This is a genomic window from Pseudomonas sp. D4002 (assembly GCF_013385665.1).
Taxonomy (GTDB): domain Bacteria; phylum Pseudomonadota; class Gammaproteobacteria; order Pseudomonadales; family Pseudomonadaceae; genus Aquipseudomonas.
The window spans coordinates 156,665-170,319 of record NZ_JACAPN010000001.1 but is presented as its reverse complement, the minus strand read 5'-3'; the positions used below and the strand labels follow the sequence as shown (position 1 = coordinate 170,319).

Sequence of the window (13,655 nt, the reverse complement as noted above, 5' to 3'; positions counted from 1 at the left end):
TTGTACATACAAGCATATGCAATCAAGCGGCCAACTTTGCGCGCAAGGTTTGAAGATTTTTCCGGGACGAGGGTGGAAGCCTTGGAAAACAAGGCTTCGCAGCATGATGAATTTTCTTACGGGGGATTTTTACAGTGCGGGAGACTTGTCATCGAGGCAGGGCTTTGCGCCATGCTGGGGCGTTCGGTAACAAGTTGGTGCGGGAAGAGGGAAACAAAATGTGGGGGAAGAAACCCCCACCTGTTCAGGCGGCGGCAGTCAATTCGATAACGCAGCAACGGCCAGTCACGCTGACGTCCAGCAGGCCGGTGTTACCGTCCAGTTGCAGGCAGTCGTGACGGTTCAGCCGCTCACCGAGCACCTTCACTTCATCGGCCACGCTGAACACCAGCACGGTGTGCGCGGCACTGAAGAAACGCTGCGTGCCGTCCATCCATTGCAACCGCGCTTGATAGCGCTGCGGCGAATAGATGAGGTTGAAATCGCGGATCGGCCCGCCGATCAAGCGGCAGGACACCTGGCTGTCGCCCTTGAACGGGAATGGCTGCAGCGGTAACAACCCGAGTTGTTCCTCGCCATCCACCGTCAGCACCATGCCCGAGCCTTGCAGCACGGTGATAATGCGCTGGTACCCGGCAAAGGTGGAGAACCCGCCCGACTCGGCGATATCGGCAATCGACAGGCGCCAGCCGAAACCGTCCAGGCCCTCCCCCGCGTCACGGGTGATTTCTTCAGTGCTGCCGCCGCCGTTTTTCCACGGCATGCGAATGTAATCGGTAGCGCGCCAGACTTTCATCGAACTCATTTACTGAAACGTCCTTCCAGGCTATGACGGGAACCGGGGTGGATCAAACGTGCGGCCGTGACCGGTTGGCGGCCAGACCAGGTGCGGCGGCGAATCAGCAGGCATGGCTCGCTGGTTTCGATTTGCAGCAGCTTGCATTCGTCGGCGTCGGCCAGAATCGCCTCGACCACGTGCTCGCCTTCGGTCAACGGCGCCACCTGGTTGAGGTAGGCATAGGGCGTTTGCTGGGTGAAATCCTGCTGCAGGTATTCCGGTGCTACCAGGGCGTTGACGAAACGGTCTTCGATTTGCACCGGAATGTCGTTTTCGTAGTGCACGATCAACGAGTGGAACACCCGCCCGCCTTCGCGCATTTCCAGCGCGACGGCGCGCTCGGAGCCGGCGGCTTCTTCACCGAGGGTAATGACCTTGCACGTATGGCGATGACCGCGAGAGGCGATCTCATCGGCAATGTTGTGCACTTCAAACAGCGCCGACTGGCTCTTGGGCTCGGCGACAAAGGTGCCCACACCTTGCATGCGTACCAGCAGGCCTTCAGCAGTCAACTCGCGCAGGGCGCGGTTGATGGTCATGCGGCTGAAGCCCAACTGGTTGACCAGTTCGCTCTCCGAAGGCACGCGATAATGCGGCGGCCAGTTGCCGTTGAGAATCTGCTGGCTGATCATCTGTTTGACGCGGGCATACAAGGGCGCCGGACTTTCGTCCATGTGGGCAGCCAGTGGAGACTTGGCGGGCGGAGTCGACACAGGAAATCCTTGTAGGTGAAAAAGAAGCATAGCTTGCCGGAGTTTACCGAGCAGGCAAACGTCTGTATATGTATATACAAATAAACACACGACTGGGGTGCCTGAATCATGTCCGCTTTCTTTGCCGAACGCGCGCTGCTGCCTAATGGATGGGCCAACGATGTACGTCTTGAAGTCAGCGCCGATGGCCTGCTGACCAAGGTTGAGCCCAACGCCAGTGCAGACGGTGCCGAACGGCTCAGGGGCCCCGTGCTGGCGGGCATGCCGAACCTGCATTCCCACGCATTCCAGCGCGCGATGGCCGGGCTGGCGGAAGTGGCCGGCAACCCGAATGACAGTTTCTGGACCTGGCGCGACCTGATGTATCGGATGGTCGGCAAGATCCGCCCCGACCAGTTGCAGGTCATCGCGCGCCAGTTGTATATCGAAATGCTCAAGGCCGGCTACACCTCGGTGGCCGAATTTCACTACGTGCACCACGACGTCAGCGGCCAGCCCTATGCCGACCCTGCGGAGCTGTCGCGGCAAATCAGCCAGGCGGCCGCCAGCAGCGGTATCGGCCTGACGTTGTTGCCGGTGCTCTACAGCCACTCCGGTTTCGGCGGCCAGGCACCCAATGAAGGCCAGCGCCGCTTTATCAACAGCACCGAAAATTACCTGAGCCTGCAATCACGCCTGCAACCGATTCTGGCCGCGCAACCGGCACAACGGCTGGGCCTGTGTTTCCACTCGCTGCGCGCCGTCACACCGCAACAGATCAGCGAAGTGCTGGCCTCCAGCGACAAGGCGTGCCCGGTGCATATCCACATCGCCGAGCAGCAGAAGGAAGTCGACGACTGCCTGGCCTGGAGCGGCCAGCGCCCGCTGCAATGGTTATATGACCATGTTGAAGTGGATCAGCGCTGGTGCCTGGTGCACGCCACCCACGCCAATCCGGAAGAAGTGACGTTGATGGCCAGGAGCCGGGCGATTGCCGGGTTGTGCCTGACCACTGAAGCCAACCTGGGCGACGGGATTTTCCCGGCGGTGGACTTCCTGGCCCAGGGCGGGCGCATGGGGATTGGTTCCGACAGCCATGTGTCACTGAGCGTGGTGGAAGAATTGCGCTGGCTGGAATATGGGCAGCGGCTGCGGGACCAGCGGCGCAACCGGCTGTATCGCAGCGATCAACCGATGGTTGGGCGTACGCTGTTCGATGCCGCGCTGGACGGCGGTGCCGAAGCGTTGGGGCAGCCGATTGGGCGCCTGGAAGTTGGCAAACGTGCGGACTGGCTGGTGCTGGACGGCAACGATCCGTACCTGGCGACAGCGAACGAAGACGGGATCCTCAATCGCTGGTTGTTTGCCGGTGGTGATCGCCAGGTGCGCGACGTGCTGGTCAACGGCCAGTGGGTGATTCGCGACGGGCATCACGCCGCCGAAGAAGACAGCAGCCGGGCGTTTACCCAGGTCTTGCGGGATTTGCTGGGCTGACAGACGACACATAACAAATGTGGGAGCGGGCTTGCTCGCGAAAGCAGTGGATCAGTCAATACATCTGGTGACTGTCACACCGCCTTCGCGAGCAAGCCCGCTCCCACATTGGATTGGCGCTGTTTCGTATTACTGCGAGGTCTTCGCCATCTGCTTGTCCGACGTACGCCAGATCAAACGTGTGGTGTCATACCCCTGCTGCCGCGCCCTGCTCAGCAGGTCTTCGCGGGTGTCGGCGCTGACCGTCGGCGTGCGTGACAGCAACCACATGTAGCGCCGGCTCGGGCTGCCGACAATGGCGGTCTTGTAGTCATCGCTGACGTACAGCACCCAGTAATCGCCCTTGGCCACGCCCGGCAACAGCGAGGTGAACCAGTTGTTGAATTCGACCCACAGTTTGTCGGTCTTGCCGGCGACCTGCGGCGTTGCGGTGCCCTTGGCTTCCTGCCACTTCCACTCAGGGGTCAGGCAGCGGTTGAACACCGACATGTTGCCATCGGGCAACAGCGTGTAGCGGGCTTCGGACTGCGCACAATTGCGCTGGAAGTACATCGGCAAACGGGCCAACTCATACCAGGTGCCCTGGTAACGCTTGAGGTTGACGCTGCCAACAGTCTTGGGTTGCAGATCATCGCCAGAATGGCTGGCGCAGCCCGCCAAAAACAGGCTGGCGCAGAGGTATAGAACGAAACGCATCATGTTGTTTTTCTCCCGCAGGCTTTCGCCCCGGTTTACTTCAGGCCTTGCCCGGAAAAAATCAGTACTTTGTCACCGGCATATTGCACGCTGATAAAGCTGTTTTTATCGCCCCAGGTGCAACTGGACATACCCAGCGCGCCAGAACAATCAGTCGGCTTGCCCAACAACGACTCCACCTCGGCCTTTGGCATGCCGGCCGACAGTTTTGCGTAATTTTCTTGAGTGACCTTGCTGCAAGCGGCCAGAAGCACGCAAAACGACAACAGGGCGAGACGGCGTAACGACATGGAAAAACTCCTGGAGAGACGAAGCAGCTTGGGGGTCTGCCAGAAGCTTAGAAGGGAAAAGAGGTGTCTGGTTCCCGACGAGCGAAAACAAAAAAGCCCCGAAAACGCTGAAACGTTTCGGGGCTTTTGCTTACCGCAAGGACTTACGCCTTGTGGTAGCCGGTCACACGCTCAACTTCTTCCTTCGAACCCAGGAACACCGCTACGCGCTGGTGCAGGCCTTCAGGCTGGATGTCGAGGATGCGCTGGTGGCCGTCGGTGGACGCACCGCCCGCCTGCTCAACCAGGAACGACATCGGGTTGGCTTCGTACATCAGGCGCAGCTTGCCTGGCTTGGACGGCTCGCGGCTGTCGCGTGGGTACATGAACAGGCCACCACGGGTCAGGATGCGGTGCACGTCGGCAACCATCGCAGCCACCCAGCGCATGTTGAAGTTCTTCTTCAGCGGGCCTTCTTCGCCGGCCATCAACTCGCCCACGTAGCGGGTAACCGGCTCTTCCCAGTGACGCTGGTTGGACATGTTGATTGCAAATTCCTGGGTGGACGCAGGAATGGTGATGTCTTCGTGGGTGAGCACGAAGCTGCCCATTTCGCGGTCCAGGGTGAAGCCCTTGACGCCGTCGCCCAGGGTCAGCACCAGCATGGTCTGTGGGCCGTAGATCGCGTAACCGGCAGCTACCTGCTCGGTGCCCGGCTGCAGGAAGGCCTTTTCGTTCAGGGCTTCGTTCTGGCTCAGGTATTCGTTCGGGCAACGCAGTACCGAGAAGATGGTGCCGACTGGCGCGTTGATGTCGATGTTCGACGAACCGTCCAGCGGGTCGAATACCAGCAGGTACGCGCCTTTCGGGTATTTGCCCGGGATCTGGTAGGCATTGTCCATTTCTTCGGACGCCATGCCGGCCAGGTGACCGCCCCACTCGTTGGCTTCGAGCAGGATTTCGTTGGAGATCACGTCAAGCTTCTTCTGCACTTCGCCTTGTACGTTTTCAGTGCCCATGCTGCCCAGGACACCACCCAGCGCGCCTTTGGACACGGCGTGGCTGATTTCCTTGCAAGCACGCGCCACCACTTCGATAAGGAAGCGCAGATCGGCAGGCGTGTTGTTGCTGCGGGTCTGCTCGATCAAATAGCGACTCAGGGTAACGCGGGACATGGAAGGCTCCGGAAATGGGGGGCTAAAAACCCGCGCAGTTTAACGCGAGTCGGGGCGTATTTCCTCCTATCAGAGGATTTAAACCCAATAGAGTTCATGGACTTTATTTAACGTGCCACCGGTGGCTTGCGCAGCAAACTGTAGGCCATGGCGCCCAGGGCCGCCACACCGAGCAGCAGCACGGCCCAAAGACCGAGCTTTTTCCAGTTCGGCCCGGCATCAACCGGGGCCGCGACCGCAGCCGATGTGACCACCGCCTCGCCCGCCACCTTGGCCTGCCCAAGCCCCGCGAGACGTTCGGCGCTGTAGTCCGGAATCAGGGTCGACAGCGGCAAGTTCGCGCCTTTCACCGACGGATTGCCGAGCACAAGGGTGAACGGTGGCTCGCCCCGCGCCAGGAACACCAACTGCGTGGCCCGCACCGCAAAGCTCAAGGTCGGCGCCTCCACGCCCAGGCCACCGCCACGTTCGTCCACGTCGAGCTTGAGCTGCGCAACAGCCTGGCCCGGCAACTGCAGTTCGTTCTGTAAAACGTCCTGGCCATTTTGCGTCAACCGGTAGAGCAAACCGCTGCTCATGGGTTGCCAGGCCTGATTACTTTCCCGGCGGCCCGACAAGGTGACCGGCGCCAGGCTGTTGGGTTGGCTCAAGTCGATTCGCAAGCGTTCGACGTTCAGTGCGTTGGGCAACTGCCAGCTGTATTCCCCGGCCTTGAGCCGGCTGCCTGACAACGGCTGCGACCACACCAGCGGCAACGGCAGGTTGTGGGCGCTGACACTCTCCAACTGCGCCGACGTCAGCGCCGGTGCCGCCTGGCCTTTCCACAGCAGACGCAGATACCGCGCCGACTGCCCCGGCAAACTCACTTCATGCTGCTCGACGCGCTCATCGGCAAACGACAACCGCGCCACCTGCCCTTCGCCCCAGGCGCGCCAGTGCTGCAAGTCGTCGCTGGCTTCGATGCTGAAACGCTGGAAGCCGTCGCGCTCGCTCGTCCAGTCGAGGATCAGTTGCTGCAACGGGGCCTTGATCGCACTCGCGTCGAGCAACCAGCCGCGCAGGACCTCTTCGCCGGCCTCCAGTTGGCTCGGCGGCTGCACTTGCACCAGCGTGCCGGTGGACGTGGATTGCACACGCACGCTGGGCACGGCTTCGGAGGAGTCAGCCGCAGCGTACAACGGGAACCACTTCACGTTGGACAGGCTGCGACTTTCGGTGCTTTGCGCCGACTGCCGCGCCAGTGCGTAAGCCTGGGGCTCGCCAGCGGCGTTGAACACCCGCACATCACCCAGGTCGGCCTGACGGGCGCTCAATTGCACCGCCAGCGGCAGTTCCAGGCGGTACCACGGGCCTTCGCCACTGACCGTCAGCGGCACACGCGTGGTGAAATCGGCTGGCGTCTCCTGGGCCCAGGCCGATAACGTCGTGCACAACCCCAACAGCGCCACACTCAGCTTGCCCATCAAGAGGCCACTCCTTCAGTTTCAACCACCGGCTCGGGGCGCTTGGGGGGCAGCGGGGCGAAATAGCCCACCACCAGCAACAGCCCGCCCACACCGATAAACGATACGATCCGCGCCAGCCCGCCGCGGTTGCTCAATTCGACGAAGAACAATTTGGCCACCACCACGGCAATCAATGCCGCACCGATCAGCCACACCTCACGCCGGTGACGCAGATGGCCGCCGATCATCAGGCTCAGGGCAATCAGGGTCCACACTATCGACAGCCCGGCCTGCACCAGCATCGACTCCAGCAACGCATCCAGATGGAACGGCACGCCACCCCAGTGATGAGCCGTGCGCATCACCAGCGCAGTGAAGAAGGCGAACAACGAGACACCGGAGACCGCCTGGGCGACCAGTTCGGCGCGCGGCCCGCGTTGCGGTGCGGCACTGCGGGACCACAGGTACACACCCAACAGCGCGAATAGCAATCCAATATCCAGCGGGTTAAGCAGCGGCACATACGGCAGCGGCTCGGCGGTGCCGTCGCTGAAGATATTCGCCAGCCAGAACCAGCCGAGCATCAACACCGCCAGCGGCAACGCGGCATACAACCGGTACTCGCGCGGGTACGCCGACACCGGCCACGGCCAACTGCGTGGCGCGGCGGCCAGCACCAGGTATAGGCTCGGCAGGATCGCCCAGCCCAGCCAGCGCCAGGCGTTGTATTCCTCGGACAGCAGCAACAGGCCGTAGCGCAGCTCCAGCGCCAGCACGCCGATCAGCAGCCAGCAGCCGAGCACGTGCGCGGCGCCCAGGGCTTTTTCCGGGATGACCAACGCCAGGCGCCGCAGCGACACGAAATGCACCGCAAATACCGCTGCCCAGGCCAGCCAGGCGAAGTTCGCCGCCGGGTGATAACGCGAGCCCCACGCGCCCAGCAACACCACGCCCACCGCCGGCATCAACAGCGTGCACAGCAAGCCCAGCGACGCCCATTGCAGCCTCAGGGCCAATACCGCCCAGATCGCCACACTCACCGCCGCTACCGCCAACAGCCAGGTGCCTTGCAGCATCGACGGTGCAAAACGCAGCACTTCGCTGACCAACGCCAGCGTCCACCAACCCGCACCCCACACCAGCAGCACGTCGGACAGCCGCTGCAAACTCAACGCCTCGAACACCGGCGCATGAGGCCTGCGCTGCAAGCGCCAGGCACCGACCAGCGCCGCCAGCCCGAGCACCATTGGCGTCCAGAAACCGCTATGGCCCAAAGGACGCAAACCCTCGCTGGTCAGCGGCCCGAGCAGGTCCGGCACCGCGATCAGGAACGAAGCGCCGCCGATCACTTGCAGCAACAACCCGAAGACAAAACTGACGCGCTGTTGCAGGTACAGGCTCAGCCAGATGATCAACAAACCACTGGCCGCCCACACGCCGCTGGCGGTCTCCCACGGCAGCACAAACAGCACCGCCAGGTTGATCAGCACCAACCCGGCGAGCAACACCACCGACAGGCCACGCAACAACCGCACATCGCTGCGCACCATGGTGTCCCGCGCGGCCAGCAGCATGCCGCCGATCAATGCCAGGCCAATCAGCGATGCGGTGAGCAAGCCGCTCCAGCCCGCACTGAACACCGCGCCTGAATCAGCACCCGCTTGCAGGCGCAGCAGGAACAGCGCACCACCCAGCAGTTGCACGGCAAACGCGGTGAAGAGGAACGTGCGCGAGCCGATGCGCAGGCCCACCAACAAGGTCGCAAGACCGGCAAGCGCCCAACTGATGGCCGTGCCCTGGGTCCACAGCAGCAACGGTGCGAGCAGGTACAAGAAGCCCAGGCCCACACTGGCCAATACCGGCAAGCCTCGACGCTCCCATTGCGCCGCGTGCTCCACCGGCGCCTTGCGCAACTGGTCGAAACTGAACAGCAAGGCCGCCCCCAGCAACAACGCACCCAAGGGTGCACCGTCCAGCAGGCTGGTCTCGCCAATCCGCAATTCGCTGAGGAACGCCAGCGCCGAACCGACTTGCAACAGCAAGCCAAACGCCCGTGCCAAAGGCCGCTGCTGACGCAGCCCGAGCCAGAAAATCCCGGCGCCTTCCACGGCCCAGGCCGCCGCGGTCCAGCGTGCGTCGAGGCCCAACGGAATCGCCAGGCTGGCGAAGATCACACCCAGCGCCAAGCAGGTTTCCGCCAGCAGCAAGGCGCGCCCGCCACTCAGCAGACGAGCCAGGCCCATATAGATAATGCCCAGGGCCAGCGCGCTGAACGCAGCGGCAAATTCCAGGTGCTGCACCAGCGCAAACTGCAAACCGAAGCCCACCAACGGCGGACCGAACAGCATGCTGCCGTCGACATAATCGCCCTTGGCCGCCGACCAGCGCAGCAACGCGCCACGGCTGTCATCGTCCGGCGCGTCGCGCATCTCCAGCAACTTGCGCCGGGCGAACAACAGGCCGATGCCCAGGTACATCAGGAAAAATAGAATCAGGAACGGCTCGGTGCTCCACAGCAGCTCCGGTGTATAGGAGCGCATGCCCCAGGCGAAGCCGATGCCGAAGGTGCCGACAAAACCGATCAAATTGAGCAGGCGCCAGGCCTTGAACCAGGCGATGGCGAGAATGCCTGCGTTGAGCAGGGCGAAATAGCTGAACAGCGCCACATGGTTGCCGGCGCCGGTGGACGTGAGGATCGGTGCCGCAAAACCGCCGAGTGCAGCGGCGCAGGCCAGGCCGAGGGCGTCCTGGGTAATCGCCAGGATCGCCGAGAAAACGGTGACCGCCACCAGCAAGCCGAGTGCCGCGCCGGGGTCGAGCAGCGGGTGCAGGCGCATCGCGGCGAACACCGTGAGGTACAACACCGCAATGCCGGTGCCTTGCAGCATCAACCCATAATTACTGTTGCGCAGCCGCAGCCACCAACCCAGACCCAGCAGTGCCAATGCGCAACCGGCGACACCTGCGTAACGCAACTCGATTGGCACCACCATGCCTTCAGTGGCATAGCGCAGCAGGAAGGCCAGGCCGAGGAACAACAACACCACGCCGACCCGCAGCACGGTGTTGCCACCGAACAGCCAGTTGCGGGCACCGCTGATTGCGCGCTCGATAAAGTTGGGGCCGCGAGGCACCGCAGGCGCGGCAGGTTGTTCAGGGATTTTCGCGCTCGGTTCGGCCCGCCACACATCAGCCGGCAATGGCTGGCTGGGTTCGGCCACCACGCTTGCGTAGGCGGGTTCCAGTTCGGCGGGTAATTCCCAGACGAGTTCAGGCGGCGCCGCTACCGGCAGCGGCTCTTCGACAAACACAGGTCCGGCGGTTTCAACGGCGGCAGGGCTTTCCAGCAAGGCCAGGCGTTGCTCGACCACTTTCAGGGCGTTGCGGGCAGACTCCAGCTGACGGCCTTGTTCCTCCGTACGCGAGGCGAGCATCGACAGGCGAATCGCCTGGCCAATGCCCAAACCGAGCAGCGCACCAATACCCGCATCACTGAACGACTCGTCGAGTGTCCAGCCGAGCACCAGGCCAATCAGCATGAAAATCCATTGCATGGTCGATATCCCTAAGCAGCCCGAAGCGGGCAAAGGCGATGCTCAGTATATCGACACGGACCCCATGTGGGAGCGGGCTTGCTCGCGAAGGCGGTGGATCAGTCGAAAAACTTGTGACTGATCCACCGCCTTCGCGAGCAAGTCGAATCGTCGCACCGCCGCTCCCACATTTTGTATTGCGGTGTCTAATCCAACGCTTTCCAGATTTCCGTCGCGTATTCGCGGATGGTCCGGTCCGACGAGAACCAGCCCATGCGCGCGGTATTGAGCACCGCCGAACGCCACCATTCCTTGGAGTCGTGCCAATGGGCCTCGACCCGCGCCTGGGCATCCCAGTAGGAATCGAAGTCGGCACAGACCAGGAAGCGGTCGTAGTCGATCAGCGAATCCACCAACCCGGCATAACGGCCCGGATCATCCGGTGAGAACACCCCGCCACGAATCGCTTGCAGCACATCATTCAAGCGATGGGACGCGGCGATCTCTGGCCCGGCGTTGAACTCGCCCGCGTGTTTGCGCGCTTCCACCTGCTGGGCACTGAGGCCGAAGATGAACATGTGGTCGGCACCCACGCGCTCGTGCATCTCGACGTTGGCGCCGTCCATGGTGCCGATGGTCAGCGCGCCGTTGAGGCCGAATTTCATGTTGCTGGTGCCCGAGGCTTCAAAGCCGGCGGTGGAAATCTGCTCCGACAAATCGGCCGCCGGAATGATGCTTTCCGCCAGGCTGACGTTGTAGTTGGGCAGGAATACCACCTTGAGCAACCCGCGCACGGTAGGGTCGTTGTTGACGGTACGGGCGATGTCGTTAGTCAGCTTGATGATCAGCTTGGCCTGGTGATAGCTGGCCGCGGCCTTGCCGGCGAAGATCTTCACCCGCGGCACCCAGTCGGTGCCCGGCTCGGCCCGGATCGCCTGGTACAGCGCGACGGTGTGCATCAGGTTCAGCAGCTGGCGCTTGTACTCGTGGATCCGCTTGACCTGCACATCGAACATCGCCGCCGGGTTGACCGAAATCCCCAGGCGCTCGTGAATGATGTCGGCCAGTGCCCGCTTACTGTGCAGCCGCTGTTCGGCGAAGGCCTTGCGAAAGGCTTGCTTCTCGGCAAACGGTTCCAGGTCTGCCAGGCGCTGTTCGGGGTTATCCAGCACGTCCGGGCCCAGTGCTTCCACCAGCATCGCCGTGAGCTTGGGGTTGGCCTGGTACAGCCAGCGGCGGAAGGTAATGCCGTTGGTTTTGTTGTTGATGCGGTCCGGGTAGAGCTTGTGCAGTTCGGAGAACACCGTGCTGCGCATCAGTTGCGTGTGCAGGCCGGATACGCCGTTGACACTGTGGGAGCCGAGGAACGCCAGGTTGCCCATGCGTACGCGGCGACCGTTGTCTTCTTCGATCAGCGAGACGGCACGCAGCACGTCGAAGTCATGGATGCCCTTGGCCCGCAGCGAGTCGATATGCTGGGCGTTGATCAGGTAGATGATCTGCATGTGCCGCGGCAGCATGCGCTCCATCAGGCCGACCGGCCAGGTTTCCAACGCCTCGGGGAGCAAGGTGTGGTTGGTGTACGACAGCGTTTCGACGGTGACGTCCCAGGCGGCATCCCAAGGGATGTCGTGCAGGTCCACCAACTGACGCATCAACTCGGCCACCGCGATCGAGGGGTGAGTGTCGTTGAGCTGGATGGCCGCGTGCTCGCCCAGGCTCAATACCGAGCCGTGCATGTTCTTGTGGCGACGCAGCAGATCCTGCAACGAGGCGGAGACGAAGAAGTACTCCTGGCGCAGGCGCAGCTCCTGCCCTGCTTCGGTGCTATCGGCCGGGTAAAGCACTCGGGAGATGCTTTCGGCGCGGGCCACCTCGGCGACGGCGCCCAAGTGGTCACCGGCGTTGAAACGTTCCAGGTGCAGGTCTTCCACCGCACGGGCACGCCACAGGCGCAATGTGTTGACGCTTGCGCCGCGCCAGCCGACGACCGGGGTGTCATACGCCACCGCGCGTACGGTTTCATTCGGCGACCAGACCTGGATCGACTTGCCGGACGCGTCCAGCACGGTTTCCACACCACCGCCAAAGCCGATCGGGTAGATCACTTCGGCGCGCTCGAACTCCCAGGGGTTGCCGAAATCCAGCCAGCGTTCGGTTTGCTCCTGCTGCCAGCCATCGACAATCGCCTGGCGAAACAGCCCGTGCTCATACCGAATGCCATAGCCATGGCCGGCAATACCCAGGGTCGACATGCTTTCCATGAAGCAGGCTGCCAGGCGGCCAAGGCCACCGTTGCCCAGGGCCGCGTCGGGCTCCAGCAGGCGAATGCGCTCCATGTCCACACCCAACTCGCTCATGGCCTCACGGGCCACGTCCAGCAAGCCAAGGTTGCTCAGGCTGTCGTAGAGCAGACGGCCGATCAGGAATTCCAGCGAGAGGTAATAGACCCGCTTCTGTCCCTTGCGGTAGATGTGCCGTGTGTGGTCCATCCAGTGGTCGACCATATGGTCGCGGGCGGCCAGTGCGATGGCTTCAAACCAATCGTGGTCGAAGGCGTGATCGGGGTCCTTGCCCACCGCATAGGTAAGTTTGGTCAAGACGGCATCGCGAAATGCGGCTACCTCTGCTTCTCGTACAAGCGGTTCCTGAGACATCGATGCGACCTCGGGCGAGATAGAAGGAGTTGCTAGAGCCTAGACGGTCTGACAGACGGTAGACGCTCTGGTTCGGCAGTTTTTTAACTCATTCACCTTTGCGGGAATTTGATGCAGGGGCCGTGCCCGTTTGTGGCCCGGCACAGCCTTCGAGCTGAAAGCTGGAAGATATTGTTCAAAAAACCACCAGTTCCGGTATGATCCCGCGCCGGATAACACCCCTCTTGGAAACCTGATGAAGCCTCAACTGATCGCCGCCGCGGAACTCGACCGTCTCGAGACCTGGCAGAAATACTCAAGCCATATGTGTGGCGGCTGTGTGTCGAGCTGCTGCACCCTGCCGGTTGAGGTGAAGATCAAGGACCTGATCCGCATCGGCATCGTCGATGAGTTCGAGCGTGGCGACCCGCCGAAGAACATCGCCAAGCGCTTGCAGAAGGAAGGCATCGTCGAGCGCTTCAACGCCAAATCCGAGATCTTCACCCTGCAGCGCATGAGCAACAACGATTGCCTGTACCTGGATCGTAAGAGCCGCTTCTGCACTATTTATGACAAGCGCCCGGATACTTGCCGCAATCACCCGAAAATCGGGCCGCGCCCGGGGTATTGCGCGTACAAGCCGAAGGAAGTGGTGCGCGAGACCAGGTTCAAGACCCTCGACAAGTTCTGATCCAGATTTTTTATTGCTTGAACTACCGCTTTCGCGAGCAAGCCCGCTCCCCCACTTGACCTCATTCATCCTGAAAAAACGCGGTCGAATGTGGGAGCGGGCTTGCTCGCGAAGGGGCCCGCACAGTCACTACAGATATTGCAGGCATAAAAAAACGCCCCCGGCCTTTCGACCGGGGGCGTTTTT

Annotated in this window: 10 protein-coding genes; 2 read left to right on the top strand and 8 right to left on the bottom strand. The window is 62.1% G+C overall.

Annotated elements, in window-relative coordinates:
* Window positions 1-244: 244 nt before the first annotated feature.
* The gene (locus HX824_RS00760) at window positions 245-805 is read right to left on the bottom strand and encodes a HutD family protein (protein ID WP_003217978.1); all 561 of its coding nucleotides are present in this window, start codon (window positions 803-805) and stop codon (window positions 245-247) included.
* Complete coding sequence (gene hutC / locus HX824_RS00755) at window positions 802-1,581, bottom strand: histidine utilization repressor (RefSeq protein ID WP_173406113.1); 780 nt, start codon at window positions 1,579-1,581, stop codon at window positions 802-804. The genes HX824_RS00760 and hutC overlap by 4 nt, the downstream gene beginning before the upstream one ends.
* Before the next feature lie 78 nt (window positions 1,582-1,659).
* Here hutC and HX824_RS00750 point away from each other — a divergent pair, with 78 nt between their 5' ends.
* Window positions 1,660-3,024, top strand: coding sequence for a formimidoylglutamate deiminase (locus HX824_RS00750; RefSeq protein WP_177054019.1), 1,365 nt, complete (start codon window positions 1,660-1,662; stop codon window positions 3,022-3,024).
* Between the two features lie 129 nt (window positions 3,025-3,153).
* Here HX824_RS00750 and HX824_RS00745 read toward each other — a convergent pair whose 3' ends face one another.
* From HX824_RS00745 to HX824_RS00720, 6 genes are all read right to left on the bottom strand, one after another.
* Window positions 3,154-3,723 carry a lipocalin family protein gene (locus HX824_RS00745; RefSeq protein WP_003217984.1) on the bottom strand — a complete coding sequence of 190 codons (570 nt, stop codon included), beginning with the start codon at window positions 3,721-3,723 and terminating at the stop codon, window positions 3,154-3,156.
* 32 nt (window positions 3,724-3,755) lie between these two features.
* Entirely contained in the window at window positions 3,756-4,010 is a 255-nt protein-coding gene (locus tag HX824_RS00740) for a hypothetical protein (protein ID WP_003217986.1), read from the bottom strand.
* A gap of 143 nt (window positions 4,011-4,153) precedes the next feature.
* On the bottom strand, window positions 4,154-5,164 hold the full coding sequence (locus HX824_RS00735) for a class 1 fructose-bisphosphatase (protein WP_003217989.1): 1,011 nt from the start codon (window positions 5,162-5,164) through the stop codon (window positions 4,154-4,156).
* Between the two features lie 107 nt (window positions 5,165-5,271).
* Window positions 5,272-6,627 carry a DUF3999 domain-containing protein gene (locus tag HX824_RS00730; RefSeq protein ID WP_177054018.1) on the bottom strand — a complete coding sequence of 452 codons (1,356 nt, stop codon included), beginning with the start codon at window positions 6,625-6,627 and terminating at the stop codon, window positions 5,272-5,274.
* Window positions 6,627-10,163: a DUF2339 domain-containing protein gene (locus tag HX824_RS00725; RefSeq protein WP_177054017.1), complete on the bottom strand. Its 3,537-nt coding sequence runs from the start codon at window positions 10,161-10,163 to the stop codon at window positions 6,627-6,629. The genes HX824_RS00730 and HX824_RS00725 overlap by 1 nt, the downstream gene beginning before the upstream one ends.
* A gap of 185 nt (window positions 10,164-10,348) precedes the next feature.
* Complete coding sequence (locus tag HX824_RS00720; RefSeq protein WP_003217995.1) at window positions 10,349-12,799, bottom strand: glycogen/starch/alpha-glucan phosphorylase; 2,451 nt, start codon at window positions 12,797-12,799, stop codon at window positions 10,349-10,351.
* Window positions 12,800-13,034: 235 nt separating this feature from the next.
* On the opposite strand from HX824_RS00720, the gene HX824_RS00715 reads away from it, so the two are divergent.
* Window positions 13,035-13,469, top strand: coding sequence for a YkgJ family cysteine cluster protein (locus HX824_RS00715; protein WP_003217996.1), 435 nt, complete (start codon window positions 13,035-13,037; stop codon window positions 13,467-13,469).
* The last annotated feature ends 186 nt before the right edge of the window (window positions 13,470-13,655 follow it).